This window comes from Micromonospora sp. NPDC005161 (assembly GCF_053599855.1).
Genome location: NZ_JBSFYQ010000034.1, coordinates 27,802 through 52,317 on the forward strand (window position 1 = coordinate 27,802; position 24,516 = coordinate 52,317).

The following is a 24,516-nucleotide window of genomic DNA, read 5'->3' on the forward strand; positions in this document are numbered from 1 at the left end:
AATGGGGGTGGATGGTGGCCGTCCGGTCACCAGGACCGGCCGGCCTCGGCGACCTCGGCGACCCGCAGCCGCCCGTCGAGGAGGTGGTAACGGGTCATCCGGCGCAGCGCCGGCCGGTAGACGTGCACGCTGACCGCCGGCGTCGTGCCCCGGTTGGTCACCGTGTGCACGTGCCGGGGGCCGAAGCGGCGACCGGCGCCGGCGGGCAGCACGCGTGGGCGCAGCCGACCGCCGGCGACGATCTCCTCGGTGAGCGCCCCGGCGACCACCCGGAACGCTCCGGCGGAGCCGCCGTGGTCGTGCAGGTCGGTGCCCTGCCCGGGCAGCCAGCTCAGCGCCCACACCTCGTGCTGGGCGTCGGCGGCCAGCCGGGCGTACCAGCGCTCGTCGGGGTCGAACCGCAGCGCCACCGGCCAGTCGGACGGATCGGCCCAACGGGCTGCGAGGGCGAGCAGGTCGGGCTCCGGGCGGCGGTGGGTCATGACGGTCCTCGCGGGTCGGTCGGCGGGTGCCCCCGTACTCTAGCCGGTAAACCCTATAGGTTTAGTAGGTAATTCCAGCAGGCGGGACGCCGGTCACGAGGGCGCCGACTCAGCGCAAGACCGGCGGGTCCACCCGGTAGCCGGGCAGCGACGGCCACCGCACGGTCAGCACCACCGAGGCGCACTCGGCGTACCAGGAGTGGTCCACCCCGCGGGCCCACACCACGTAGTCGCCCGGCGCCGCCAACCGCACCGTCCGATCCGGAAGCTCCACCCGGAACCGTCCCTCGATCAGCACGAGCAGCGTCGTCCGCCGTTCCCCGGTCGCCCACCGCGAGCGGGCCTCCCCGGGCGGGTGCACACCCCACTTCACCTCGACGTCGGCGCTGTGCCGGACCTCCCCCGGCGGCGCGAAGTGCCCGAGCAGCCATCCCGCGTTGCCGGCGCCGTCGACACCGGCGTTGCCCACGTACACCGTCTCACCCATCGGACCCTCCCCCAGCACGCCGGCCGAGCAACCTATCAGGGCCCACGCGACTAACCTGGACCGGTGACCGAGGACCTCGACGCCGAGACGCTGGCGTTCGCGCACCGGATGTTCGACCTGGCCCGCTCGGGCTCCACCGAGGAGCTGACCGCCCAGGTCGACGCCGGCCTACCGGTGAACCTGACCAACGACAAGGGCGACACGCTGCTGATCCTGGCCGCGTACCACGCGCACCCGTACACCGTCGCCGCCCTGCTGGCTCGCGGCGCCGACCACTCCAGGATCAACGACCGGGGCCAGACGGCACTGGCTGCCGCGGTCTTCCGCAGCAGCACCGACGCGGTTCGCGCGTTGCTCGCCGCCGGCGCCGACCCCGCGCACGGCAACCCGTCCGCGGCGGAGACCGCGCAGTTCTTCGACCTGCCGGAGATGACAGAGCTGCTGCGAGCCGGCTGACACCGGCCCCGCCAGCCCGGTATACAGGGTCGGTGGAAGATCCCCTGCCCGAGCAGATGCGCGCCGCCGGCACCGCGCTGCTGGCCGCGCTCGACGCGACGGCCCGTGACCGCGCCGTGCACCCGTTCGACGACGAGACGGCCCGACGCTGGCTGGAGTATCGGCCCCGGCCCCGCCCCGGCGCCTGCCTGGCGGAGCTGGACATCGCCGGGCGCAAGGCCGCGCACCGGCTGCTGGCCACCGCGCTCAGCCCCTCGGCGTACGCGCAGGCCATGGCGATCGTCGCGCTGGAGGAGGTGCTGGACCGGGCCGAGGACTGGCAGCGGGGGCGGCACAGCGGCGACTACTGGATCGCGGTGTTCGGCGATCCGGAACACGACGACCGCTGGGCGTGGCGGCTGGAGGGCCACCACCTGTCGGTGAGCATGACCGTGGTGGACGACCAGGTCTCCCCCGCCCCGGTCTTCTTCGGCGCCAACCCGGCGGCGGTCCGGTACGCCGGCCGGCCGGTCTCGCGGCCACTCGGCCCCGAGGAGGACCTGGCCCGCGCGCTGCTCGACGCGCTCGGCCCGGCCGAGCGGGCCGCGGCGATCATCGCCGACGAGGCCCCGGCGGACATCATCAGCGCCACCCGCGGGCGGGTCGACGCCCCGTTGGAGCCGCTCGGCGTGCCGGCGAGCCGACTGGGGCCCACCGGCCGGGCGCTGCTCGACCAGGTGGTCGCGCTGTACCTGGACCGGCTGTCACCGGAGCTGGCGATCCGGGAGGCACACCGGCTCGACGGCGGCCAGCTGCACTTCGCCTGGGCCGGCCCGACCCGCCCCGGGCAGCGGCACTACTACCGGGTGCAGGGCGACGACCTGCTGATCGAGTACGACAACACCACCGAGAACGGCAACCACGCGCACACCGTGCTCCGCCGCCCGGCGAGCGACTTCGGCGCCGACGTCCTGGCCGCCCACCACCAGACCGACCCCCACTGACGGGCTCTGACCGGTGGTGGGTCAGGGGTGGGTGGCTTCGATGAGGAAGCGGTGGGCGTGGGCCACGAACGGGCCCTCGGTGGTGATCTGGTGGTGCAGGGCTCGCAGCTGTGGCTGGTAGCGGTCCACAGTGAAGTCGGGCACCGTCCAGATCACCTTGCGCAGGAACCAGACCACCGCGCCGATGTCGTGGAAGACCGCCCGCAGCGCCGCCCGGCGCAGGACCACCACGGTCAGGCCGGCGGCGCGGACGGCGGCGACAGCCTGCTCGGGGTGCCGCTGGGTCGGCGGCGGCAGCGGGCCGAGCATCGCCTCGCTCACCTCCCGCATGGTGCCCGGCCCGATCTGCTGGGACAGGAACGTGCCGCCCGGACGCAGCACCCGGGCCGTCTCGGCCCAGTCGGTGCGGACCGGGTGCCGGCTGACCACCAGGTCGAAGGAGGCGTCGCGGAACGGCAGCGGCGCGGCCGGGGTCACCGCCACCACCGTCGCGCCGACCCGGCGCAGGCTGCGCCGGGCGACCTCGACGTTGGGCGGCCAGCCCTCGGTGGCCGTCAGCAGCCGTGGTGGCCGGGGGACCTCGGCGAGCACCTCGCCACCGCCGGTGTCCACGTCCAGCGCCGCGTCGGCGTGCGCCATCCGGTCGGCGACCAACCGGGCGTACCCCCAGGGTGGGCGTTCCTCGGTGGCCCGACCGACCAGCCAGTCGAAGCCCCAGCCGTCGACCGGCTCGGCGGCCGCTTCCGCGATCAGGTTCTCGACGTCGCGCTCAGTTTCCACGCCGGCCAGCCTCGCCGGCCGCCCCCACCGCTGGCAACGCATTTGCCGCCGCGCCGTCCGCTCGCCGCCCGCTCTCCTGGCCGGCCGCGTAACGCGGTGATCCACTCCGTATCGCCGACATCGGGGCATCCCTCGGGCCGGGACACCGCGACATCGCCGACACCGAGTCGATCATGCCGAGCGCCGTGCGTGCGCGGGTCGCGTCAGGGGCGAGGGCGGACGACCTCGGCGGTGGAGCCGGCCACGCCGCCGAGCGCGTCGAACGTGCCCGCCTCGGTGCGGCGCGGCCCGTCGAACTGGCGCATCAGCCGGGCTCCCAGGTGCACGCCGACCCCGCCGACGGCCAGCGCGACCATCTCGGTGAACAGGATCGCGGCTGACGCGCCACGCTGCGGGGAGTGCGCCCGGATCAGGCAGGTGAGCAGGAACATGCCCGCCATCGTCGCGTTCACCAGGTTGAAGGCGACGGCGGTGCGGCGGGTGCGGTCACCCGGCACGTCCCACAGGTCGACCATTCCGGCGACCGCGGTCATCGCGGCGGCGAACAGGGCGGCGACGCCGGTCCAGTAGCCGACCTCGCCCAGGAAGGCCGGCCCACCGATGACGTCGGTGAGATCGAAGACGGTGGCGCTGACGAAGAGCCCGAGCGGGAACGTCACCAGCATCGGTTGGATGGGGTGTCCCTGCACCCGCAGCCGGCTCTGCATCGGTCCTCCCCCGGGTCGGCGCAGCTCACCAGTACCAGAGTGCTACCCGAGCCTTACAACGGCGAAACAACGCCATCGGACTCGCCACCGACCGGGAGAACGGGCGCCCCGGCCGCGCCGTCTACGCCGGACTGCCGGAAGCCGGCAGGGCGCGGGCCGGCTGGGTCAGGTGTCGCGTTGCCGGGAGACCGTCCGGACCAGCCGCTCAGCGACCTCGCGCAGCGGGATGGCCAACGAGGACGCGGCGGTACGCAACACCTCCAGCGCCTCGGCCGGCGGGCACCCGCGCTGCGTCATGATCACGCCGACGGCCTGCCCCACCACCCCCTCGTGCAGCAGCGCGGCGTCCCGCTCACCGGCGAGGGCGAGCTGGCGGCCCCGGTCCCGGACGGCGGCCAGCAGCAGGCCGGCGTGCTCGGCGAGCAGCATCGCGGTCAACTGGTGCTGCGGGGTGAGCAGGTCCGGCGCGGCGGCGTACAGGTTGATCGCCCCGATCACCTGGTCGTCGATGTCCACCGGCGCGGAGATCACGCCGCGGACCCCGAGGTCGCGGGCGCGCGCCGTCCAGGCCGGCCACCGTGGCTCCCCGGCCAGGTCGACGGCGAGGATCATCTCTCGGCGCCGGATCGCGCTCATCGCCGGCGAGTCGGGCCCGTTCCGCAGGTCGTCCAGGCCGGCGAGCCGCTCGTCGGAGGCGGCCACCCCGGCGGGCTCGCCCGCGCGCAGGGCCGTGAACCCGCACCAGCGTACGCCGGCGACCGCGTCCCGGGTGACCCGGACCAGCGCCAGCAGCGCCTCATCGAAATCGGTCAGCGTGATCAGGCCGGCGGTGAGCTCGCGCAGCAGCGCGGCGGTCTCCAGCACACCGAGGCTCTGCAGCACCGGTTCCCGCGTGTCCAGGTTCACCGGTCCACAGCCCCCGTACGCCCCCGCGCACACCCAGCGAGCATCGTCACCTGTGTCATCGTCTGCTCTCTCCCGGACTGGACCGACCAGCCCTACTACCCTCGCAAACCCGGGTCGAAACGGCGTAAATCGGGGTCCCTGCGGCGCGCGTACGCGCAACAGGGACCCCGAAAGCCGCTGAGCCGTCGCGTCAGCGCGGAGCGCCGCTGAGCCGCCGCCCGATCGCCGCGATCAGCCGGTCCAGCTCGGAGCCGAACGGGTTGTCGTGTACCAGGTACGTCCAGGTGGCGGTCGGCCGGACCAGCGCGCCGTCGTCCGGGTCCCAGTCCTCGTCAAATTCGGTCTCGGCGAACGTGGCGAGGGTGCGGGCCTCGATCTCCGGCACCAGGTTGTTGAACGCCGGCACCGCGGCCCGGTGGAACTCGTCCAGCGGGTCGAGCCGGCCCAGCGCGCGCAGGTGCACGCCCTCGCGGACCTCGGACAGCTCGGCCAGGTGCTCCGCCCAGAGCCGGTCCAGGTGGTAGAGCGCGATCGACCGGGCCGCCCGGGCGAGCACGTCCTCGTCCATCTCGCTGGCCTTCTCGGGCATCTTGTCGAGCAGCATCAGCGCGGCCACGTCGCTGGTCAGCAGCCGCTCCCGACGCAGGGCGAGGGCCTTGCGCTGCTGCTCGATCACCACGCTGTAGCGCCACGTGTTGCGGTGGATCTCGTGGTTGACGCCCTCGGCGACCCGCTGGGCGTGCTCCACCGCGTAGTCCACCTGGTCGTCGGTGACCAGGCCGTCCGCGTTCATCCGCGGCGACGCCGGCACCGCGTCGGCGGCGTGCCGGACGACCAGGTCGTCCTCCAGGCTGACGAAGAAGACCGAGCCACCCGGGTCGCCCTGCCGGCCGGCCCGGCCGCGCAGCTGGTCGTCCACCCGACGGCTGTCGTGCCGGCCGCTGCCGATCAGGTATAGACCGCCCAGCTCGGCCACCCGCTCCTGGTCAACCTGGTCGCTGCCGCCGAGCCGGATGTCCACGCCACGGCCGGCCATCTGGGTGGAGACCGTCACCGCGCCGTACGCGCCAGCCTCGGCGATGATCGCCGCTTCCTCGTCGTCGTTCTTGGCGTTCAGCACCACGCAGGGCACCCCGGCCGCGTTCAGCCCGGCGGCCAGCCCCTCGGACTCCTTGACGTCCAGCGTGCCGACCAGCACCGGCCGCCCCGCCTCGTGGCAGCGGCGGATCTCGTCGATCAGCGCCTCGTCCTTCTCCGCCCGGGTGGCGTAGATGCGGTCCGGCTCGTCCTCGCGCACGCACGGGGTGTTCGGCGGGATCACCGCCACCTCGAGGCCGAAGAACTCCCGCAGCTGGTCGCCGACCAGCACCGCGGTGGCGGTCATCCCGCAGACCTTCGGGTAGAGCGCGATGTACGCCTGCATGGCGATGGTGCCCAGCACCTCACCCTCGGCGGTGGCGTCCAGGCCCTCCTTGGCCTCGACCGCCGCCTGGAGCCCGTCCGGCCAGCGGCGGCGCTGGGCCACCCGGCCGCGCATCTCGTCGATCAGCTCGACCGAGCCGTCCCGGACGATGTAGTCCACGTCGCGGTGCAGCAGGGCGTGCGCGTGCAGCGCCACGTTGACCGCGGAGAGCTGCGCGACGTGCTCCTCGTCGTACAGGTCGATGCCGAGCTTGGCCTCGACGGCGGCCAGGCCGGCGGCGGTGAACGCCACGCTGCGCCCGTCCTCGGGGATCGTGTAGTGCTTGCCCCTGTGCAGCCCGCGCACCAGCGCGGCGGCGGCGTGCACCGGGTCCTGCTCGCCCGGCACCGAGCCGGCGAGGACCATCGGCACCCGGGCCTCGTCGATCATGATCGAGTCGGCCTCGTCCACGATCGCGGTGGCCAGCGGCGGCTGCACCCGGTCGGCCACGTCGGTGACCAGTTGGTCGCGCAGGTAGTCGAAGCCCGCCTCGCTGACCGAGACGTAGGTGACGTCACAGGCGTACGCGTCGCGCCGCTCCTGCGGGGTGGAGGCCTCGTTGACCCAGCCGACGCTCAGGCCGAGCAGGGTGTAGACCGGCTCCATCCACTGGGCGTCGCGGCGGGCCAGGTAGTCGTTGACGGTGAGCACGTGCACCGGCCCGTTTCCGAGCCGGACGTGCCCGTATGCGGCGATCGCGGCGGTCAGGGTCTTGCCCTCACCGGTGGCCATCTCGGCGACCTTGCCGGACAGCAGCGACATCGCGCCGAGCAGCTGTACGTCGTACGGCCGCTGGTCGAGGGCGCGGCGGGCGGCCTCCCGACCGACCGCGCAGATCTCCTCGTAGTCGGTCGCCGCGCCGGCGGCCTCGGTCAACTCGGCGTCGTCCAGCGCGGCGAGGTCATCCTCGCGCGCCTCGATCGCCGGCAGCAGTTTCTCCAGCGGAGCAAGATCCACCGTCGAGCCCGGGCGCTGGAGGAACCGCCGGAACTTGCTCTTGAACCGTTGCGACACACCCATGAGCGGCAACGGTACGCGATTCGAACCGGCTTTTGCCGCCCGGCCGCCCAGCCACCGGCCGCATGTCGACGCCGACGCCGCCGGGTCAGCCGACCAGCAGCTGATGGGTGGCCAGCTCCCGGTAGAGCGGGTCGGTGGCGGTCAGCTCGGCGTGGGTGCCCACGGCCACCACCCGACCGCCGTCGAGGACGACGATCTGGTCGGCGTCGACCACGGTGGCGAGCCGGTGCGCCACGATCAACAGTGTCCGGCGGACGGCCACCGCGTCGATGGCGCGGCGCAGCGCGACCTCGTTGCGCGCGTCGAGGTTGCTGGTCGGCTCGTCGAGCAGCAGCACCGGCGGGCCGGCCAGCAGCGCCCGGGCGATGGCCAGCCGCTGCCGCTCACCCCCGGAGAGCAGGACGCCACCCTCGCCCACCTGAACCTCCAGGCCCTGCGGGGACCGGTGCGCCAGATGAGCCAGGTTGACCTTGTCGAGGACCTCGTGCAGTCGGTCGTCGGTGGCGTCCGGGGTGGTGATCAGCAGGTTCTCCCGCAGCGTTCCGGCCAGCACCGGGGCTTCCTGCTCGACGTAGCCGAGCTGGGCCCGCAGCACGTCGCGGGGCAGCTCCCGTACGTCCCTGCCGTCCAGCCGGACGGCACCGGCGCTCACCTCGTAGAAGCGTTCGACCAGGGCCAGCAGGGTCGACTTTCCGGCGCCGGACGGGCCCACCAGGGCGGTGCGGGTGCCGGCTGGCACCGCGAAGCTCACCTCGTGCAGCACCGCTTCGCCGCCCGGGTAGCCGAACCCCACCCGGTCGAACTCGATCATCGGGGCGGGGCGGCGCGGGGTCGCCGTCACCCCGGTTCCCACCGGCCGGTCCGCCCCGCCCTCCGCCGGCACCGCGAGGATCTCCTCGATCCGCTGCAACGCGCCCAGGCCGGTCTGCAACTGGGTGTACGCGCGCAACACCTGGGCCAGAGGCAGGGCCAGGAAGAACAGGTACATGACGAAGGCGACGAGGTCGCCGACGGTGATCGCGCCGGCGGCCACCCGGGCGCCGCCGATGCCGAGCACCAGCAGGAAGGCGCCCTGCACGGTGACCGAGCCGATCGGACCGACCACCGCCTGCACCCGGGCCACCCGCAGTCCCGCCGCGTACGCCGACCGGGCGCTGCCGGTGACGATCTCCGCCTCGCGGGCCTCGGCCCGGCTCGCCCGGATGGTCCGGGCCGCCGAGATGGCCCGCTCCACCGCCGAGGTCATCTCGCCGATCCGTTCCTGGGCGGCACGGGCCAGCGCCCGGACCCGCCGGGCGAAGGTGGCCGCGAAGCCCAGCCCCAGCCCCACACCGAGCAGGGTCACGCCGAACAGCAGCGGGTCGAGCAGCACCATCGCAGTACCCGCGCCGAGCACCATCACCGCCCCGGTGACCGTCTCGAACAACCCGGAGGTGACCACTGCGCGCAGCAGGGTGGTGTCCGAACCCACCCGGGAGAGCAGGTCGCCGGTGCGCCGGCTGTCGTACTCGGCGATGGGCAGCCGCAGCAGGTGCCCGGCCAGCCGCCGCCGGGTGCCCAGCACCAGCCCCTCGGCGGTGCGCTGCAGCAGGTAGTCGCGCAGCCCGCCGACCGCCGCGCCGAGCACCACCAGCACCACCAGCACCGCCACCAGGTCGGTCACCGCGCCGCCGGCGCTCACCCGGTCGAGCACCGACCGGGTGAGCAGCGGCTGGGCGAGCGAAGCCGCCGCACCGGCCAGCGACAGGGCGCCCACCACGGCGAGCGTGCCGCGGTGCTCACGCAGGTACGGCAGCAGCGCGGCCAGGCCGACGGGCCGGGCGTCAGGGGTGCTCATGGCGGGAACGGTAGCCCGCCCGGTCACCCGGGAAGCCCGCTCCGGCGCCGGATCAGCCGGTCAGCACCACCTGAAGCTCGTGGCGGCGGCGCTCGGCCAGGTCGGTGAGCAGGGTGGGCGCCTCGTCGAACGGCACCACCGCCGAGATCAGGTGCTTGCGGATCACGTCCCCGTACGCCCGGAGCAGGTCGACGGTCTCGGCGGAGAGCCGCTCCCGGTCCCAGGTGGGCGCGAGCCCGCGCGGCACCCGACCGATCTGCGCGCAGCGCAGTGACAGCCCGTTGTGGTGGAACTCCTCGCCGAACCGGACCGCGTCCGCGCCGCCCTGGTAGAAGGCGAGGTCGATCACGGTGCCCTGTGGCCGCAGCAGCCGCAGCGCGAGTTGCAACGCCCACGCCTGCCCCCGGCACTGGAACACCACGTCGGCGCCGCGGTCGCCGGCGGTGTGCGCCCAGCGGGTCTTGAGCACCGCAGCGGGGTCGTCCGAGCCCGGGTCGAGGGTTTCCAGGCCGAGCGCCTCGGCGACCTGCCGGCGTTGCGGGGTGGGGTCGAGCACCATCACCGAGGCGGCGCCGTGCCGCCGGGCGAACAGCGCGGTCAGCAGCGCCACCACCCCGGCGCCGACCACCGCGACCCGCCGGCCGCGCACCCCGTCGCCCAGCGAGCGGACGCCCGCGCCGTACAGGTCGGCGGCGGCGTGCAGCAGACCGTTGGCGCAGATCGGGCCCATGTGCGCGACGTAGACGCCGAGCAGCGGGTCCAGGTCGTCGGGGAGCGGCACGAACCGTTCGGCGACCGGGTCGGCCAGCCAGCCGGTGCGGTGCCCGTACGTCATCGCACCCACCGCGCCCACCGCGACCGCCGGGGTGGCGCTCTCCACCACCCGGCCGACCTGCATGTAGCCCAGCCGGGTCACCGGGTACGGGGTGCTCGCCCCGCCCGGCTGGAACAGCCCCAGGTCGGCGTTCCAGGTGACGTGCAGGTATGGGTTGGTGCCTTTGACGTAGCTCAGTTCGGTGCCGGCGGAGACGCCGCTGAACAGCGTCTCGACCCGGAAGGTGCCGGGGCGCGGCGGGGCGGCGTCCTGCTCGACCAGTTCCACCCGGCCGGGGGCGGAGACCACCACGACCCTGTCACGCATCGACGGTCACCCCGGTCGCGAGCACCGTCGGCCCGACGGGTGTGGTGAGCCGCACGGTCTCGCCGGTGCGGGCCGAGTCGGCCACCGCGAGGGCCAGCCGCTGGGTGCCCAACGCCTCGGCGTACGGGACGCGCACGTCGTCGCCGATGCCGCGCACCGCGTCGATGAAGGCGCGGTCGACCGCCACCCGGGCGGCCTCCGGGTCGGCCGGCAGGTGCCGCTCACCGTCGCTGTCGCGGATCAGCAGGCCGTCCTCGGTGATCGACAGAGCCAGCCCGTCGGCGAGGATCTCCAGCCCGGCCCGGTGCTTCCAGCCCAGCACGCAGGCCGCGCTGAGCGTGCCGACCGCGCCGCCGGCGAAGCGCAGCGTGGCGGTGGTCACCGAGTCGATGTCGGCGCCGTCCACCGGCGGCGGTGTGCCGTTGCCGTACGCGGTGACCTCGGTGACCTCGCCGACCAGCGCGCGGATCAGGTCCAGCACGTGCGCGGCCTGCTCGACCACCGGGCCGCCGGAGCGGTCCCGCCGCGACCACCAGGCCACCGGCGGCACCTTGTCCAGCCAGGAGCCGCTGACCATCCGCACCGGACGGTCGGCGAGCAGCTCGCGGGCCTGATCGAGCACGCTCAGGTAGCGCCAGTGGTGTCCGACGGCGGTACGCAGCCCGCGCCGGGCGATCAGATCGGCGATCCGCTCGGCGGTCACCAGGTCGATCGCGACGGGCTTCTCCACGAACATCGGCACACCGGCGTCGATCACCGCTTCCTCGGCCGGGCCGTGCGCGAACGGTGGCACGCAGACGTAGACTGCGTCCGGAGCGGCGGCCAGCAGCTCGGCGACGTCGGCGCAGGCTCGGCCGGCGTGCTGCGCGACCAGCGCCGACGCCGCCTCCGGGGCCACGTCGGTCACGCCGATCAGCTCGACGTCATCGAACCCCGCGAGCACGCGGGCGTGCCGCTGTGCCACTCCACCGGCGCCCACCAGACCCACCCGGCATACACGCATTCGACAAGCCCTTCGAGAGTGTTTCATCTTCGATGGGAGCAGTCCCCCGGGGTGAGCGCAATCAAACGTTCATCCCCCGGGAACGCGGCGAGGTCACCCCTGTGATCAAGCTGTTCGCTGGAGGCGGTTAGCGCATGGTGAGGAATGGGAACAACCAATCTCGGTTTCCGCCCACGATTCAAAAGGGGTGCCCGTGCGGGATACGACATCGAGCGTGTCACCGGTGGTGGAGGCGTGGGCCACGTACCGGACGACGTCGGCGGCGGCGTGGCCGGCACGCCGGCTGCTGCGTGCCAAGGGGCAGAGCCGGGTCAGCGTCGTGCTGCCGGCGCACAACGAGGAGGCCACGGTCGGTGCGATCGTGGCGACCATCCGGGAGCACCTGATGGATCGGGTCGCCCTGGTCGACGAGCTGATCGTGGTGGACTCGCGGTCGACCGACCGCACCGCGCAGGTGGCCCGGGCCGCCGGCGCGGAGGTGGTCAGCCAGGACGAGATGACCCGGGGGCTGCCCCGGCTCACCGGCAAGGGCGACGCGCTCTGGGCCGGCCTGGCCGCCGCGGAGGGGGACGTGGTGGCGTTCATCGACGCCGACCTGCGGGAGTTCCGGCCGCACTTCGTGAGCGGGCTGCTCGGCCCACTGCTGACCGACCCGTCGGTGGAATTCGTGAAGGGCTTCTACCACCGGCCCCTGGTGGGCACCGCCAGCGTCGAGCCGGACGGCGGCGGCCGCGTTACCGAGTTGATGGCGCGACCGCTGCTCAACCTCTTCTGGCCCGAGCTGGCCGGCTTCGTCCAGCCGCTCGCCGGCGAGTACGCCGGCCGGCGCGAGGTGCTGGCCCAGGTGCCGTTCGTCTCCGGGTACGGAGTGGAGACGGCGATGCTGATCGATCTGCTCGACCTGGTCGGCCTGGACGCGTTGGCGCAGGTCGACCTCGGTGAACGCAAGCACCGGCACCAGGACACGGCGGCGCTCGGCCGGATGTCGGCACAGATCATGCTGACCGCCTGGGCCCGGTTGCAACGGCGTGGCTGGGCGATCCCCGGCATGTCACCGGAGGTGCTGCTGACCCAGTTCCGCCGCGGCGGCTCCGACACGCTGCCGAACCTCGACCGCGAGATCGTGGTCAGCGACGTGTCCATCGAGGAGCGCCCGCCGCTGGCCGAGCTGCGCCACCGGGTGCCCCGCCGACGGGTGGCCGCGGCGTGAGGGCCGGGGCGTTCATGTCGGGCGCATGGGAGGGCCGGGACCGATGAGCCTCACCGTGCTGATGAACGCCGGCCCGTGGCTGTCCGTGCCGCCGCCGGGCTACGGCGGCATCGAGAACGTTATCGCCACTCTGGTGCCGGAGCTGCGGCGTCTCGGCGTACGGGTGGTGCTCGCCTCGGTGGAGAGCAGCAGCCTGCCGGTGGACGAGAAGGTGTCGGTGTTTCCCGACGGGCAGTTCGCCGCGCTTCAGCGGCCGTACAACCAGGTCTGCGGGATCGCGCAGGCGCACCTGGCCGGGGTGGTGCGCGAGCTGCACGCCCGCGACGACATCGACCTGGTGCACGATCACGTGGAGGCGGTCGGGCTGGCCACCCTCACGGCGATGGGACCGTCCGGCCCGCCGACCCTGCACACCCTGCACTGGGACCTGGCCAAGCACCCCGCGCTCTACGGCAGCCTGGACGGCGGCGAGCGGGTCCGCGTCAACGGCGTGTCCGCGTCTCAGCTGGCCCGGGCCCCGCAGGCGCTCCGCGAGCACTCGGTGGGGCACGTGCACCTGTCCACCCCGCTGGCCGTGGACGCCGACCGGCGGTCCCTCCCGGAGAAGGGCGAGCACCTGCTCATCCTCGGCCGGATCAACCCGGGCAAGGGGCAGGACGTGGGCGCCCGGCTCGCTCACCAGGTCGGTTTCCCGCTGGTGCTGGCCGGGCCTGTCGGCCCCTACCACCGCCCGGCCGACCTGGCCGCGGCCGGCGACGAGGCCCGGCAGAACCCGGACGTGCGGTTCTTCCTCGACGAGGTGGCGCCGCACGTCGACGGTGACCTCGTCCGCTGGGTCGGCACCGTGGCCGGTCAGGAGCGTGACGACCTGCTCGCCAGCGCCCGCGCCTCGCTGTTCCCGCTGCGCTGGGAGGAGCCGGGCGGCACGGCGGTGGTCGAGTCGCTCGCCCTGGGCACGCCGGTGGTGGCGACGGCCCGGGGGTGCCTGCCGGAGCTGATCGAGCACGGTCGCACCGGGCTGCTCACCGCCGACGAGGAGGAGCTGGGTGAGCTGGTGCTGGCCGCCGAGCTGCTCGACGCCGACGAGTGCCGTCGGGTGGCCGCGCAGCGGTTCACCCCGGCGGTGATGGCTCAGCGGTACGTCGAGCTGTATCAGCGGGTCCGCCAGCCGGCCAGCGCGCCGCGCCTGCAACCGGTCTGACCGGCGCCTCCGACGGGTTTGCGATCGGCGGCGACGGGTAGCCCGCAGCGCTCACGCCCGCCCCGCAGCGAGGAGTCGGTGATGGTCGGACCGATGGCGCACTCCCGGGCCCGGCACAATCCGGCCGACGGCAAGCCGCCGGTACGACGGGCCGCCGGGACCGTGGCGGTGCTGTTCCTGCTGATCGGCGTGCTCGGCTTCGTCCCGGGGATCACCAGCGGCACGTCCGATCTCCGGTTCGCCGGTCACGGCTCGGGCGCGTACCTGTTCGGCGTGTTCCAGGTGTCGGTGCTGCACAACCTGGTGCACCTGCTGTTCGGGGTGGCCGGCCTGGTGCTGGCCCGGACGGTCGGCGGCGCGCGGGCGTTCCTCGTCGGCGGCGGCGCCGTCTACCTGGTGTTGTGGCTGTACGGCCTCGCGGTGGACCACGACACCGGGGCGAACGTGCTGCCGGTCAACGACGCCGACGACTGGCTGCACCTCGGCCTCGGCGTCGGCATGATCGCGTTGGGCGTGCTGACCGGCCGTGCCCGTCCCTGACCGGCCGCGTCACCCGTGACCTGCCTCGCCCGGCCCGTAGGTCCGGTTTGACCGTGGTGCGCCTCGGGTAGTTCGCAGGTCCCGGCACATCAGCGAGGTGAGGCCCATGTCCAGCCGGATCACCTGGGAGGTGAGCGACACCGCACCGGTGGCGGTCGTCCGGCTCTGCGGTCCGCTGGACCTGGGCACCATGCGGTCGGTGCACCGCGTGTTGGACCGGGTGCTGGCCGCTCAACCGGATGCGCTGGTGGTCGACCTCGCCGAGGTCACCGTCCGGGACCGGCTGGCGCTGTCCGTCTTCGCCGCGACGGCCCGGCGGGCCGCGGAGTGGCCGGCCGTGCCGGTGGTGCTCTGCGCGCCACCGCCGGCCGCCGCGCGTTGGCTGGCCGAGTCGACCGCGTGCCGGATGGTTCCGGTGTCCCGGGACTGCGAAGAGGCGACCCGGGTGGCCGGCGCCGCCGCTCCGCCCCGGTTGCAGGCCCGGCTGGAGCCGGTGGCCGAGGCCTGCCGGCGGGCTCGGGAGCTGGTCGTCGACGCGTGCACGCGGTGGAATCTTCCCGATGCCGCCGGCCCGGCCGCACTGGTGCTCAGTGAGCTCGTCGGCAACGTGGTCCGGCACGCGGGCACGCCGATGCAGGTGACGGTGACCCTGCGCCGGCCGTACCTGCACCTGGCCGTGGTGGACGGCAGCCGGGCGGCGGCCCGGCCGGCCGAGGCGGACCTGCGCGCCGAGGGTGGGCGCAGGCTGCTGCTGGTTCGGGAGCTGGCTCAGCGGTGGGGCAGCGTGCCGGCCGGCCAGGGCAAGGCGGTCTGGGCGATGGTGCCGGCAACGTGAGCGTTCCGGGTGGTTCCGCCAACCTCTGGCGAACTGACTGAAATTGCCGCTCTGCCCTGGTTTCATGGTCAGAGGGTCGGGTAGGTACACCCGTCCTTTTCTGTCACAACGGCGGGGTGAGCAGCCATGGCCAAGCGGGTAACCACGGAACCCAGTCGCGATCGGGGCCCGGCGATCCTGGCACCGGCCCGCTTCGGGGGCTTCCCCGGGCCACTGCGAACGCCGACCCCCGGCAGCTCTCTGATCAAGTTCCTCGCCACCACCGACCACAAGCAGATCGGTGTGCTCTACCTGCTCACCTCGTTCGGCTTCTTCCTGCTGGCCGGGCTGCAGGCGATGCTGATGCGGGGCGAGTTGGCCCGCCCCGGGCTGCAGTTCCTCTCCTCGGAGCAGTACAACCAGCTGTTCACCTCGCACGGCGCGGTGATGCTGCTGCTGTTCGCCACCCCTGCGGCGTTCGGGTTCGCCAACTTCATCGTGCCGATCCAGATCGGCGCGCCGGACGTGTCGTTCCCCCGCCTCAACGCGCTGGCCTACTGGCTGTACCTGTTCGGCGGGCTGATGGTGGTCGGCGGGCTCCTGACGCCCGGCGGCTCGGCCGACTTCGGCTGGACGGCGTACAGCCCACTGAGCAGCGCCGAGCACTCCCCCGGCGTCGGCGCGAACATGTGGGTCATCGGCCTGGTCATCTCCGGCCTGGGCACCATCCTCGGCGCGGTCAACCTGATCACCACGATCCTGACCCTGCGCGCGCCCGGGATGACCATGTTCCGGATGCCGATCTTCACGTGGAACATGCTGTTCACCAGCCTGCTGGTGATCATGGTCTTCCCGCTGCTGGCCGCCGCGCTGCTGGCGCTGTCGGCCGACCGGCTGCTCAACGCGCACGTGTTCGATCCGGGCACCGGCGGCCCGATGCTCTGGCAGCACCTGTTCTGGTTCTTCGGCCACCCCGAGGTCTACATCATCGCGCTGCCGTTCTTCGGCATCATCAGCGAGGTCATCCCGGTCTTCTCCCGCAAGCCGCTCTTCGGCTACACCGGCATCGTGCTGGCCACCGCCGCGATCACCTTCCTGTCGATGACGGTCTGGGCGCACCACATGTTCGCCACCGGCCAGGTGCTGCTGCCGTTCTTCAGCATCCTGAGCTACCTGATCGCCGTGCCGACCGGCGTGAAGTTCTTCAACTGGATCGGCACCATGTGGAAGGGACAGCTCACCTTCGAGACGCCGATGCTGTTCTCCATCGGCTTCCTGGTCACCTTCCTGCTCGGCGGACTCACCGGGGTGCTGCTGGCCAGCCCGCCGGCGGACTGGCACACCCACGACACCTACTTCGTGGTGGCGCACTTCCACTACGTGGTCTTCGGCACGGTGGTCTTCGCACTCTTCGCCGGCTACTACTTCTGGTGGCCGAAGATGACCGGACGGCTCCTCGACGACCGGATCGGCAAGGCGCACTTCTGGACCATGTTCATCGGCTTCCACGGCACCTTCCTGGTGCACCACTGGCTGGGCAGCGAGGGGATGCCCCGCCGGTACGCCGACTACCTGCCGACCGACGGCTTCACCACGCTGAACACGATCTCCAGCATCTTCGCGTTCATCCTCGGCCTGTCCACCCTGTTCTTCATGTACAACGCCTGGAAGTCCTGGCGGTACGGGGCGATGGTGACGGTGGACGACCCGTGGGGCTTCGGCAACTCCCTCGAATGGGCCACCACCTGCCCGCCGCCACTGCGCAACTTCGACCGGATGCCCCGGATCCGCTCCGAGCGTCCCGCGTTCGACCTGAAGTACGGCCCGCTCGTCGCCGACCTGGGCCGGGACCTGCCACAGCGCACGACCAAGCCGCCACAGCACCTCGCCGAGGAGTTGCGTATGGAGCACCACGTGCCGGAGTCGCCCGCCGCCGAGGGCGCGCACGGCGCCCGCGACGCGACCGAGTTCCAGCCGACCCCGCAGTCCGGTGCCCGGCCCGTGGAGGTCCCGGAGCCCGAGGGCATCCGCCGGCCGAGCTTCGAGCAGAGCGACGCGCCCGAGGACAAAGAGGAGGCGCCGAAGCCACACGAGCGCTGGCGGCACCCGCACAGCGACCAGGACCCCGAGGAACGCTGACCAGCGGTACGCGCTGACGAGGGCCGACACCCGCGGGTGCCGGCCCTCGTCGCTTACGGTGCCCGGCTGCGCTCAGTCCCGCGCGGGTGCCAGGCCGGCGGCGGTGAGCGAGCGGCGTACCGCGGGTTGGACCCGGGTCAGCCGCAGCGGCACCCCGGTCCGGGCGGCCGCGTCCCGTCCGGCCATCAACGCGGCGATCCCGCCGGCGTCGAAGCCGCCCGCGCCGACCAGGTCGACGACCACCTCGCTGGGCTGGCCGGTGACCGCCTCCAGCATCACCCGGCGCAGCTGGTCGGCGCCGTCCCGGTCGATCTCGCCGCCGACCTCGACGACCACCCGGTCGCCGTTCTGCTTCACCGAGATCCGGGTCTTGCCCGGGTCCGGCTCGGCGGCGCCGTTCTGCCAGGGCGGCGGCGCGTCGGCGAGCATCGCCTGCCGCAGCCAGGTCAGCGCCCGCGACAGCAGCCGGGAGACGTGCATCTGCGAGATGCCGAACCGGGCGGCGATCTCCGCCTGGGTCTGGTTGCCGTAGAAGCGCATCGCCAGGATCCGCCGTTCCCGCCAGGGCAGGCGGTGCAGCAGGCCGCTCACGGTCACCCGGTCGTCGACCGATTCCAGCGCGTTGTCCGATTCGCCGACCAGGTCACCGAACTCCGCGGAGCTCTCCCCGCCCACCGGGGCGTTGAGCGAGGCCGGGCTGTAGCCGGCCGCCGACTCCAACGCCGCGAGGATCTCCTCCTCCGGCGTCTCCAACCGCTTGGACAGCTCCGCGACGGTGGGCGCCCGGGACAACTCGCTGGTCAGCGCGGCGGTGGCCTGGCCGACCTCCAGGATCAGGTCGCGTAGCCGGCGGGGCACGTGCACGCCCCAGGTGCGGTCCCGGAAGTGCCGCTTGATCTCACCCACGATGGTGATCGCGGCGTACGCGGTGAACGAGCCCCGTTCCGGGTCATACCGGTCGACGGCGTTGACCAGGCCGAGCCGGGCCACCTGCTCCAGGTCCTCCAGTGGCTCCCCACGCCCCCGGTACCGGCGGGCCAGGCGGCCAGCGAACGGCAGCGCGAAGCGGACCAGGTCGTCCCGTGCCTCCTGCCGCCGCTCCGGCGGCAGCCCCTCGATTCGGGCCGCGTACGCCAGCGCTGCCGCATCGAGGTCCTCCAGACCTCGATCGGTGGGTGGTGGTGTGGTCGTGCTCGTCTGTCCGAACATCCGCGCCTCCCTCAGGAAGGTCCCCCGCCCGGATCGGGAAACCGGTCGTGCGCGTGGTCGAGCCACGCACCGGGCCGGAAAAGTGGGTCAGTGACTGGGATGCCAGCGGGCGACAACGCCTTTGCGCAGCGCAATCAGGCCGTCGCAGTCAGCGATGTTCCCGCTCCGTAGGTACTCAATCACGGGACCCCGGGTTCGCGAGGATGTTTCGGCGTGCTCCGCCTCAGGAGATCAGCAACCCCTGGTGGCCGCCGCTGTCCCGGAGCACGGAGAGCGCCTCGGCGGCCCCCAGCGGGGGCGGCGTGGGCAGGTCGTACGGCTGGGCGCGGAGCACCTCGGTGGCCCGGCGGGTGGGTACCGAGGTGACCGGGTAGCCCCGAGCGGCGGTCCGGTCCAACGCCCGACGACGCCGGCCGAACCCGGCCACGGCCAACCACTGCGGCAGCCCGGCCAGGGCGGGCGAGCGCACCCCGGGCGGCTCGGGCAGCACGTCCACCGAGCTGAACGTCTCGCTGCCGGCCAGCCACCACTCGGCCTCGTCCACGCTGCGCCGGGTGGCGTTCTCGCACCAGTACGGCACCAGCCCCGCGCGCACCACCTGCCACGGATCGATCAACCGGCCGCACTCCACCACCAACCGGTCACCGGTCTTGCCGGCGCCGCGGAGCCAGTGCCGGTACAGGTCGGCCACTGCCGCGCTCAGCGCCGCCGGCCGGGGCACCAGCACCCGGTGCACCGGGTGCTCCCGGCGGGCCACCCAGTCCCGCGCGGCCAGCTCGAAGCCCGAGTCCACGCCGTGCTCGGCTGCGCCCGAGGGGACGGACATCTCCGGCGGCTCCCACCGGGCGGCATCCCCGCCGACGGAGCGCAGCACCTGCCGCAGCGCGTGGCTGTCGGGGTGGAAGTCCACCGGGTCCAGCCCGCTGGCCGGGCAGCCGACCTGGAAGCTGTGCCCCGGGCCGCGCTCCAGCACCGGCCAGGTCCGCGCGTCGTGAACCAGCACCACGGGGGCCCCGGTGGTCAGCCGGTCGGCCAGGAACTGCGTGTAGGCCGCCGGCAGCGCCCGCCAGCGGGCGGCCAGCGACACGGTCACCCCGGTCAGCGGGCCACGGCTGGCGGGGCAGTGCACCTGGCGGAGATGCACGTCGGGGTTGCCGGCGAGCAGTCGGGCGGCGAGCGCCTCGCCGTGCTCCAGCGCCGCACCCGGGCGGTCCACCGCACCGCCGGTCCAGTGCACCGACATCTCGAAGCCGGCCGGCAGCCACGGCACGCCGAGTGCCACCGCGAGGTGGGCCGCCGCGCCATGCGGTGAGCCGATCAGCACGCCCGGGTAGCGCTGGCGCGGGTACTGGTCGACGAACCAGCGGGCGACCCGCCCCGCGTCCACCTCGTCGACCTGAGCCATGGTGAGCGCGACCCGGCCGGCGGCCCGGCTGACCGCGGCGCGACGGACCGGCTCCGGGGCGCCGGGGAACCGCGACACCGGCCCGGCGTGCCCGAGGTCGGCGCAGTCCACGCCACGCAGTGCCCGGGCGGTGGCGGCGACCAGCACCCGGGCGGGACTGCTTACGGCCACGACCCGGTCGCCGGCCAGACCGGCACCGTCGGCCGTGAGCCCCTTGCGCACCTTGTGCACCGGCTCCACCTTGCCTCGTTCGCTCACCACGCGGCCCGGCTTCCCGTCCCGATGGGGTTCAAACGGGGCATCACCCACCCGGCGGCACAATCCGCTGGTCGGCGGGGGTCCACGGTCATCACCGGCGTTCCACGACGATCCGCCGTGGGCGGCGGGAGCGGGTCGCCGGGGGCGAACGGGCCGGGCACGGTGGCCCGGGTTTCGCCGGGGCCAGGGCGGGCACTTCCGGGCTCATGCGCACCGACGACACGAGCGAGCCGGCCGCCGCGACGATCACCCCGTACCAGGACGGACCGCTGCTGGTCCGCGGCGACTTCGCCCTGGTCACCCCTGACGGCGAGCGGATCGACGCCCGCCGGGGCACGGTGGCGCTGTGCCGGTGCGGCAGGTCGGCGCTCAAGCCGTTCTGCGACGGCACCCACAAGATGGTGAACTTCCGCGCGGGAACCGCCCGGGAGGGGTGACCGCCGCGGTCAGGCGACGCCGGCCAGGGGTCCCGCGGTGGCGGCAGCGATCGCCGGCAGCGAGACGGTCAGCGCGGTGCGCGCCCGCAGCGAGCTGCGGCCGGCGGCCCAGCTGTCCAGCAGGTGCGCGGCGAACAGCCGGTCCACCGCGAGCGCGGCCGCCGCGCCGAAGAGCACGTCACCGGCCAGCGCCGGCTCGGCGCGGACCAGCCCGCCGCACAGGTCGTGCGCGGCGATCTGCTCGTGCACCGCGTCGGCCTCGACGTGCTCGTCGTAGAAGCGGGTGGCGACCTCGTCCAGGCCGAGCCGGCGCAGCCCGTTGCCGTAGCGGCGGTTCGGCACCGACGAGGTCATCTCGAAGGCGGCCAGGTGACCGAGCAGCGCGCCACGCAGGCGTCGGTGCAGCCCGAAGAGCGACATCAGGTTGTTGGTCGCCAGCGTCACCGCGGGCACCACGTCGAGGTGGGCGCCGTAGCCGGTGTCCAGGCCCAGCCGGTCGAGCGTGCGCCGGAACAGCTCGGCGTGCATACGATCCAGCCGGCCGTTGCCGTACTCGTCGGTCTGGATCTCCACCAGGGCGGCCTTCGCCGGGCCGCCGAGGCGGGGCAGCGCCCAGCTGTGCGGATCCGCTTCGCGCAGGTGGTAGACCGAGCGGTGGGCGACGAACTCGCGGAACTGGGCGAGGTCGGCACGCCGCTGGAGGGTGGTCGCCAGCGGAGGCCCGTCGTCGGCCGCGACCAGCTCGGCCAGGGCCGCCGCCACCCCGTCCGGCGGCAGCGGCGGCGGGGCGGACAGCCGGCGCAGCGCCGCCTCGAAGGGCCGCTCGGCACGGGCCCGCAGGGCCAGCAGCGTCGGCTGCCACTCCCAGCTCTCATCCACCCCGCGCCAACCCCGGTAGTGCAGCTCGTAGCAGAGGAACAGGGTCAGCTGGAGATCCTCGTCCGCGAGCGGGTCCGCCGGGTCGAGGTCGGCACCGAGGCCCGCCGGCAGATCGTGCGGCGGACGCCGCAAGGCCCCGGCCACCGCCGCGGAGAGCGGACCGCGTGGCTGCGGTAGGGGCGCGGGACCGTAACGACGGTCGGCGGGCTCCAGCATGTGACCTCCAGCGTCCTCGGGCCGCTACTGATGCCCAGGCGGGCCACCCCTAAACGAGGCCCTCCGCGTTCACGGTGAGCTCCACCTGCTCGCGGACCCGCCGGGCGGCCTCCCCGTCGGCGTACAGGCCGCGCAGGTCGGCGAAGGCCGGCTGCGGCGGCGCCAGTGGCACGGCGGCGTCGACCACCGCCTCCAGCACACACGGCCGGTTCGCGGCGAGCGCCTCGTCCCAGGCCGCACCGACCAGCTCCGGGCGGTCCACCCGGACGCCGTGCAGCCCGAGCAGCCGCGCCCAGCCGGCGTACGGCACGTCCGGGCGGCGCTGCGCCGGGTCGGGCGACGTCTGCCGCCCGCCACCCATGCCGGACTGGTCACGGTTGTTGAGCACCAGCACCACCAGCCGCGGATCGCGCCACTTCTGCCAGAGATGCGCCACGGTGATCAGCTCAGCGAGCCCGTTGAGCTGCATGGCGCCGTCACCGACCAGCGCGAGCACCGGCTGGTTGGGGGCGGCGAGCTTGGCGGCCACCGCGTACGGCAGGGCGCAGCCCATCGAGCCGAGGGTGCCGCACAGCTGCGCGTTCACCCCGGGCGGCAGGACGAGGTGCCGGGCGTACCAGTAGAGGACCGACCCGACGTCCACGGCGACCGCGCCGACGGCCGGCAACCGGGTGGACAGCTCCTGGAGCACGAGCTGCGGGTTGACCGGGTCGGCCGGCGCGGCGGCCCGGTCGGCCGCGCCCGAGCGCCACCGGTCCACCGAGCTCTGCACCGTGGCGCGCCACTGCTGGTTGGGCCGGTGCGGCACCCGCGCCAGCAGCGCCCGCAGCGTCTCGGCGGCGTCACCGACGAGCGGCACGTCCGCCGGGTACCGGGTGCCGATCCGCCGCCCGTCGATGTCGATCTGGACGGTTCGGGCCTGACCGGGCATCGGGAAGTAGTCCGTCCACGGATCGTTGGTGCCCACCATCAGCAGTGTGTCGCAGCCGCCCATCAGCTCGGCCGCGGCCGACGTGCCGACCTCGCCGAGCACCCCGGCGTGGTAGGGCAGCCGCTCGTCGAGCACCGGCTTGCCCAGCAGCGAGGTGGCCACCCCGGCGCCGAGCCGGTCGGCCAACTCGGTGATCTCCCCGGCCGCGTCCCGACCGCCCTGGCCCACCAGGATCGCCGTGCGCTGGCCGCTGCCGAGCAGCTGCGCGGCGGCGTCGAGGTCCATGTCGTGCGGCAGCACCCGGGCCAGCGGCACGCCCGGGGTCGCCGAGATCACGCCGACCGACTGCGGCTGCAGGTCGGGCACCACAGCCTCCTGCAACTGTCGGGGCAGCACCACGCAGGTCGGGCTGCGGGTCGCCGCCGCGGTGCGGAACGCCTGGTCCAGCAGCGCGGGTACGTCCTCGGGTCTGCGGCCGTACTGCACGAACTGGTTGCACACGTCCGCGAAGAGCCGGCTGAGCCCGATCTGCTGGTGCGCGCCGCCGAGCGGCCCGGAGATGTCCTCGCCGATGATCGCCACCACCGGCGTGCTGTCCAACTTGGCGTCGTAGAGGCCGTTGAGCAGCTGGACCGCGCTGGGCCCCTGGGTGGCCAGGCAGACCCCGATGCCGCCGGTGAACTTGGCGTGCCCAGTGGCCATGAAGGAGGCGGTCTCCTCGTGCCGGGCCGGGACGAACGCCGGGTCGCCGCCCGTGCGGTCCAGCGCCTGGACCAGCGGGGCGATCGCCGCGCCCGGGTACCCGAAGGCGCGTGGCACCCGCCAGGCCAGGAGCCGCTCCACCACCAGGTCGGCCACGCTGCGCTCAGCCATTGCCGCGCCCGGGCGTGCTGGCATCGACGTACCGCAGGACCGCGCCGACGCCGTCGCTGAGCTCGGGCGCCTCGTCCGGGTCCAGCACGGTCAGCGCCGCGTCGGTGCCGACCAGCGCCCGGACCAGGGCCGCGTCGGCACGGACCCGTTGCGGGTCGGTCACCGACATCGCCGCCAGCTGCCCCGGGTCGACGGCGATCTCGGTCGGCTCGGGGCCGACCCACAGCTCGCCGTTGGCCGACGGATCGTCCACGATCAGCATGGTGTCCACCTGGTTGCGTTGCAGGGCCGAGACGACCGCGTCGAGCCCGGCGCCGACGTCCTCCTGCACGCCGAACCGGTCCAGCGCGGCGCTGATCCGCTGATCGGCGACCTCGGCGATGGTCTGCACGGTGAGGTCGTCCAGCAGCGTCTGGTCGGCGCCGCCGGCCCGCGAGCCCGCGTCGGTGCGCACCATGAGGTCCTGCCAACGCTCCGGCATCTGGGCGGCGATCATCCCGGTGGCCCGGACATCGCCGGCCACCACCACCACCTCCGCGCCGACCTTCTCGGCCAGCTCCACGGTCGCCGCGGTGACGTCGCCGGCGTTGTGGTGCCAGGCCTCCATGGCGGCCTTCTGGTAGATGTCCTGGGACCAGCCGCCGGGCTGCACCCGGCGCACCTGGAAGGTCTCCCGGCCGACGACGTGCGCCTTCCGGGGCACACCGCCGGCGCTGATCGCGATGGCGTCCGCGCCGGTCCGGTCGGCCAGCACCCGCACCCACGCCACCTGCTCGCCGCGCTGGGCGAGCAACGGCATCACATGCGGCAGTGGCGCGTAACTCGCCAGGTCGCTCAGTGGTGGCGCGGAGAGGTACTCGGAGAGCACCACCCGGCCGCGGGTGGCGAAGACCGCGAGGCCGTAGTCGCCGACCATCGGGTCGTGGCCACGGATCACCCGGTCCAGCGCGGCGACGGTCGCCTCGTCCGCGCCCTGGTCGGTCAGTTGACGCGCCAGGGCACGCCAGCGCAGTGCCAGCGCCTGGTGGGCGTCCTCCGTGTCGGCGGAGGCGTCCAGGTACACCGAGCACCACGGCCCGGGTCGGTCGTAGAGCGGGCGCAGGAAGGACAGCTGCATGCTCGACCCCTTTCCAGCTCGGC

The 24,516-nt window shown here is 73.7% G+C and carries 22 protein-coding genes; 8 read left to right on the forward strand and 14 right to left on the reverse strand.

What is annotated here, in order from left to right; all coding sequences use genetic code 11:
• Positions 1–26 precede the first annotated feature (26 nt).
• Positions 27–482, reverse strand: a complete 456-nt coding sequence (locus ACWD5O_RS27140) for a cysteine dioxygenase (RefSeq protein ID WP_450086961.1) — start codon at positions 480–482, stop codon at positions 27–29.
• Between the two features lie 109 nt (positions 483–591).
• On the reverse strand, positions 592–969 hold the full coding sequence (locus tag ACWD5O_RS27145) for a signal peptidase I (RefSeq protein ID WP_450086962.1): 378 nt from the start codon (positions 967–969) through the stop codon (positions 592–594).
• Between the two features lie 108 nt (positions 970–1,077).
• Here ACWD5O_RS27145 and ACWD5O_RS27150 point away from each other — a divergent pair, with 108 nt between their 5' ends.
• Together ACWD5O_RS27150 and ACWD5O_RS27155 are read left to right on the forward strand one after the other, a co-directional pair.
• Positions 1,078–1,425: an ankyrin repeat domain-containing protein gene (locus tag ACWD5O_RS27150; RefSeq protein ID WP_450086997.1), complete on the forward strand. Its 348-nt coding sequence runs from the start codon at positions 1,078–1,080 to the stop codon at positions 1,423–1,425.
• Positions 1,426–1,457: 32 nt separating this feature from the next.
• Complete coding sequence (locus ACWD5O_RS27155) at positions 1,458–2,408, forward strand: DUF3500 domain-containing protein (protein WP_450086963.1); 951 nt, start codon at positions 1,458–1,460, stop codon at positions 2,406–2,408.
• Between the two features lie 21 nt (positions 2,409–2,429).
• Here the strand turns inward: ACWD5O_RS27155 and ACWD5O_RS27160 are convergent, their stop codons facing one another.
• The 7 genes from ACWD5O_RS27160 to ACWD5O_RS27190 all read right to left on the reverse strand — a co-directional run bounded on the left by ACWD5O_RS27160 (position 2,430) and on the right by ACWD5O_RS27190 (position 11,264).
• Positions 2,430–3,230, reverse strand: coding sequence for a methyltransferase domain-containing protein (locus ACWD5O_RS27160; protein ID WP_450086964.1), 801 nt, complete (start codon positions 3,228–3,230; stop codon positions 2,430–2,432).
• Positions 3,231–3,391: 161 nt separating this feature from the next.
• Positions 3,392–3,895, reverse strand: a complete 504-nt coding sequence (locus ACWD5O_RS27165) for a DUF2231 domain-containing protein (RefSeq protein ID WP_450086965.1) — start codon at positions 3,893–3,895, stop codon at positions 3,392–3,394.
• 165 nt (positions 3,896–4,060) lie between these two features.
• Entirely contained in the window at positions 4,061–4,801 is a 741-nt protein-coding gene (locus ACWD5O_RS27170) for a GAF and ANTAR domain-containing protein (RefSeq protein WP_387328013.1), read from the reverse strand.
• A gap of 190 nt (positions 4,802–4,991) precedes the next feature.
• Positions 4,992–7,283, reverse strand: coding sequence for an accessory Sec system translocase SecA2 (gene secA2 / locus ACWD5O_RS27175; protein WP_450086966.1), 2,292 nt, complete (start codon positions 7,281–7,283; stop codon positions 4,992–4,994).
• An 85-nt stretch (positions 7,284–7,368) separates the two neighbouring features.
• Complete coding sequence (locus tag ACWD5O_RS27180) at positions 7,369–9,120, reverse strand: ABC transporter ATP-binding protein (protein WP_450086967.1); 1,752 nt, start codon at positions 9,118–9,120, stop codon at positions 7,369–7,371.
• Between the two features lie 52 nt (positions 9,121–9,172).
• Entirely contained in the window at positions 9,173–10,261 is a 1,089-nt protein-coding gene (locus tag ACWD5O_RS27185; RefSeq protein WP_450086968.1) for a zinc-binding dehydrogenase, read from the reverse strand.
• Positions 10,254–11,264 (reverse strand): Gfo/Idh/MocA family protein, encoded by a 1,011-nt coding sequence (locus tag ACWD5O_RS27190; protein WP_450086969.1) that lies wholly within the window; start codon positions 11,262–11,264, stop codon positions 10,254–10,256. The genes ACWD5O_RS27185 and ACWD5O_RS27190 overlap by 8 nt, the downstream gene beginning before the upstream one ends.
• A gap of 226 nt (positions 11,265–11,490) precedes the next feature.
• Between ACWD5O_RS27190 and ACWD5O_RS27195 the strand changes: the two genes are divergently transcribed.
• The 5 genes from ACWD5O_RS27195 to ctaD all read left to right on the forward strand — a co-directional run bounded on the left by ACWD5O_RS27195 (position 11,491) and on the right by ctaD (position 17,168).
• Complete coding sequence (locus tag ACWD5O_RS27195; RefSeq protein WP_450086998.1) at positions 11,491–12,474, forward strand: glucosyl-3-phosphoglycerate synthase; 984 nt, start codon at positions 11,491–11,493, stop codon at positions 12,472–12,474.
• A 43-nt stretch (positions 12,475–12,517) separates the two neighbouring features.
• Entirely contained in the window at positions 12,518–13,675 is a 1,158-nt protein-coding gene (locus ACWD5O_RS27200; RefSeq protein ID WP_354967663.1) for a glycosyltransferase, read from the forward strand.
• A gap of 81 nt (positions 13,676–13,756) precedes the next feature.
• Positions 13,757–14,215, forward strand: coding sequence for a DUF4383 domain-containing protein (locus tag ACWD5O_RS27205; RefSeq protein ID WP_354967662.1), 459 nt, complete (start codon positions 13,757–13,759; stop codon positions 14,213–14,215).
• A 106-nt stretch (positions 14,216–14,321) separates the two neighbouring features.
• The gene (locus ACWD5O_RS27210) at positions 14,322–15,050 is read left to right on the forward strand and encodes an STAS domain-containing protein (protein WP_450086970.1); all 729 of its coding nucleotides are present in this window, start codon (positions 14,322–14,324) and stop codon (positions 15,048–15,050) included.
• A gap of 126 nt (positions 15,051–15,176) precedes the next feature.
• Positions 15,177–17,168 (forward strand): aa3-type cytochrome oxidase subunit I, encoded by a 1,992-nt coding sequence (gene ctaD, locus ACWD5O_RS27215; RefSeq protein ID WP_450086971.1) that lies wholly within the window; start codon positions 15,177–15,179, stop codon positions 17,166–17,168.
• 72 nt (positions 17,169–17,240) lie between these two features.
• Here ctaD and ACWD5O_RS27220 read toward each other — a convergent pair whose 3' ends face one another.
• Both ACWD5O_RS27220 and ACWD5O_RS27225 read right to left on the reverse strand, forming a co-directional pair.
• Positions 17,241–18,377, reverse strand: a complete 1,137-nt coding sequence (locus ACWD5O_RS27220) for a SigB/SigF/SigG family RNA polymerase sigma factor (protein ID WP_450086972.1) — start codon at positions 18,375–18,377, stop codon at positions 17,241–17,243.
• A 223-nt stretch (positions 18,378–18,600) separates the two neighbouring features.
• A complete protein-coding gene (locus ACWD5O_RS27225) occupies positions 18,601–20,013 on the reverse strand; it encodes a hypothetical protein (RefSeq protein ID WP_450086973.1) in 1,413 nt (470 codons plus the stop codon).
• 233 nt (positions 20,014–20,246) lie between these two features.
• Between ACWD5O_RS27225 and ACWD5O_RS27230 the strand changes: the two genes are divergently transcribed.
• Entirely contained in the window at positions 20,247–20,477 is a 231-nt protein-coding gene (locus ACWD5O_RS27230; protein ID WP_354967658.1) for a CDGSH iron-sulfur domain-containing protein, read from the forward strand.
• Positions 20,478–20,486: 9 nt separating this feature from the next.
• Here ACWD5O_RS27230 and ACWD5O_RS27235 read toward each other — a convergent pair whose 3' ends face one another.
• Genes ACWD5O_RS27235 through ACWD5O_RS27245 form a run of 3 tightly spaced genes read right to left on the reverse strand, consistent with a single transcriptional unit; the run spans position 20,487 to position 24,493 of the window.
• Positions 20,487–21,572: an iron-containing redox enzyme family protein gene (locus ACWD5O_RS27235; RefSeq protein ID WP_450086974.1), complete on the reverse strand. Its 1,086-nt coding sequence runs from the start codon at positions 21,570–21,572 to the stop codon at positions 20,487–20,489.
• A gap of 49 nt (positions 21,573–21,621) precedes the next feature.
• The gene (locus tag ACWD5O_RS27240) at positions 21,622–23,376 is read right to left on the reverse strand and encodes a thiamine pyrophosphate-binding protein (RefSeq protein WP_450086999.1); all 1,755 of its coding nucleotides are present in this window, start codon (positions 23,374–23,376) and stop codon (positions 21,622–21,624) included.
• Complete coding sequence (locus ACWD5O_RS27245) at positions 23,369–24,493, reverse strand: baeRF2 domain-containing protein (protein WP_450086975.1); 1,125 nt, start codon at positions 24,491–24,493, stop codon at positions 23,369–23,371. Before ACWD5O_RS27245 ends, ACWD5O_RS27240 begins: the two co-directional genes overlap by 8 nt.
• Positions 24,494–24,516: the final 23 nt, after the last annotated feature.

Bases quoted from the DNA above. Each gene is read 5' to 3' on its own strand.
- ACWD5O_RS27140 (WP_450086961.1), bottom strand. From the start codon at position 482: ATGACCCACCGCCGCCCGGAGCCCGACCTGCTCGCCCTCGCAGCCCGT.
- ACWD5O_RS27145 (WP_450086962.1), bottom strand. From the start codon at position 969: ATGGGTGAGACGGTGTACGTGGGCAACGCCGGTGTCGACGGCGCCGGC.
- ACWD5O_RS27150 (WP_450086997.1), top strand. From the start codon at position 1,078: ATGTTCGACCTGGCCCGCTCGGGCTCCACCGAGGAGCTGACCGCCCAG.
- ACWD5O_RS27160 (WP_450086964.1), bottom strand. From the start codon at position 3,230: ATGCGTTGCCAGCGGTGGGGGCGGCCGGCGAGGCTGGCCGGCGTGGAA.
- ACWD5O_RS27165 (WP_450086965.1), bottom strand. From the start codon at position 3,895: ATGCAGAGCCGGCTGCGGGTGCAGGGACACCCCATCCAACCGATGCTG.
- secA2 (WP_450086966.1), bottom strand. From the start codon at position 7,283: ATGGGTGTGTCGCAACGGTTCAAGAGCAAGTTCCGGCGGTTCCTCCAG.
- ACWD5O_RS27180 (WP_450086967.1), bottom strand. From the start codon at position 9,120: ATGAGCACCCCTGACGCCCGGCCCGTCGGCCTGGCCGCGCTGCTGCCG.
- ACWD5O_RS27185 (WP_450086968.1), bottom strand. From the start codon at position 10,261: ATGCGTGACAGGGTCGTGGTGGTCTCCGCCCCCGGCCGGGTGGAACTG.
- ACWD5O_RS27190 (WP_450086969.1), bottom strand. From the start codon at position 11,264: ATGCGTGTATGCCGGGTGGGTCTGGTGGGCGCCGGTGGAGTGGCACAG.
- ACWD5O_RS27200 (WP_354967663.1), top strand. From the start codon at position 12,518: ATGAGCCTCACCGTGCTGATGAACGCCGGCCCGTGGCTGTCCGTGCCG.
- ACWD5O_RS27205 (WP_354967662.1), top strand. From the start codon at position 13,757: ATGGTCGGACCGATGGCGCACTCCCGGGCCCGGCACAATCCGGCCGAC.
- ACWD5O_RS27210 (WP_450086970.1), top strand. From the start codon at position 14,322: ATGTCCAGCCGGATCACCTGGGAGGTGAGCGACACCGCACCGGTGGCG.
- ctaD (WP_450086971.1), top strand. From the start codon at position 15,177: ATGGCCAAGCGGGTAACCACGGAACCCAGTCGCGATCGGGGCCCGGCG.
- ACWD5O_RS27220 (WP_450086972.1), bottom strand. From the start codon at position 18,377: ATGTTCGGACAGACGAGCACGACCACACCACCACCCACCGATCGAGGT.
- ACWD5O_RS27230 (WP_354967658.1), top strand. From the start codon at position 20,247: ATGCGCACCGACGACACGAGCGAGCCGGCCGCCGCGACGATCACCCCG.
- ACWD5O_RS27235 (WP_450086974.1), bottom strand. From the start codon at position 21,572: ATGCTGGAGCCCGCCGACCGTCGTTACGGTCCCGCGCCCCTACCGCAG.
- ACWD5O_RS27240 (WP_450086999.1), bottom strand. From the start codon at position 23,376: ATGGCTGAGCGCAGCGTGGCCGACCTGGTGGTGGAGCGGCTCCTGGCC.
- ACWD5O_RS27245 (WP_450086975.1), bottom strand. From the start codon at position 24,493: ATGCAGCTGTCCTTCCTGCGCCCGCTCTACGACCGACCCGGGCCGTGG.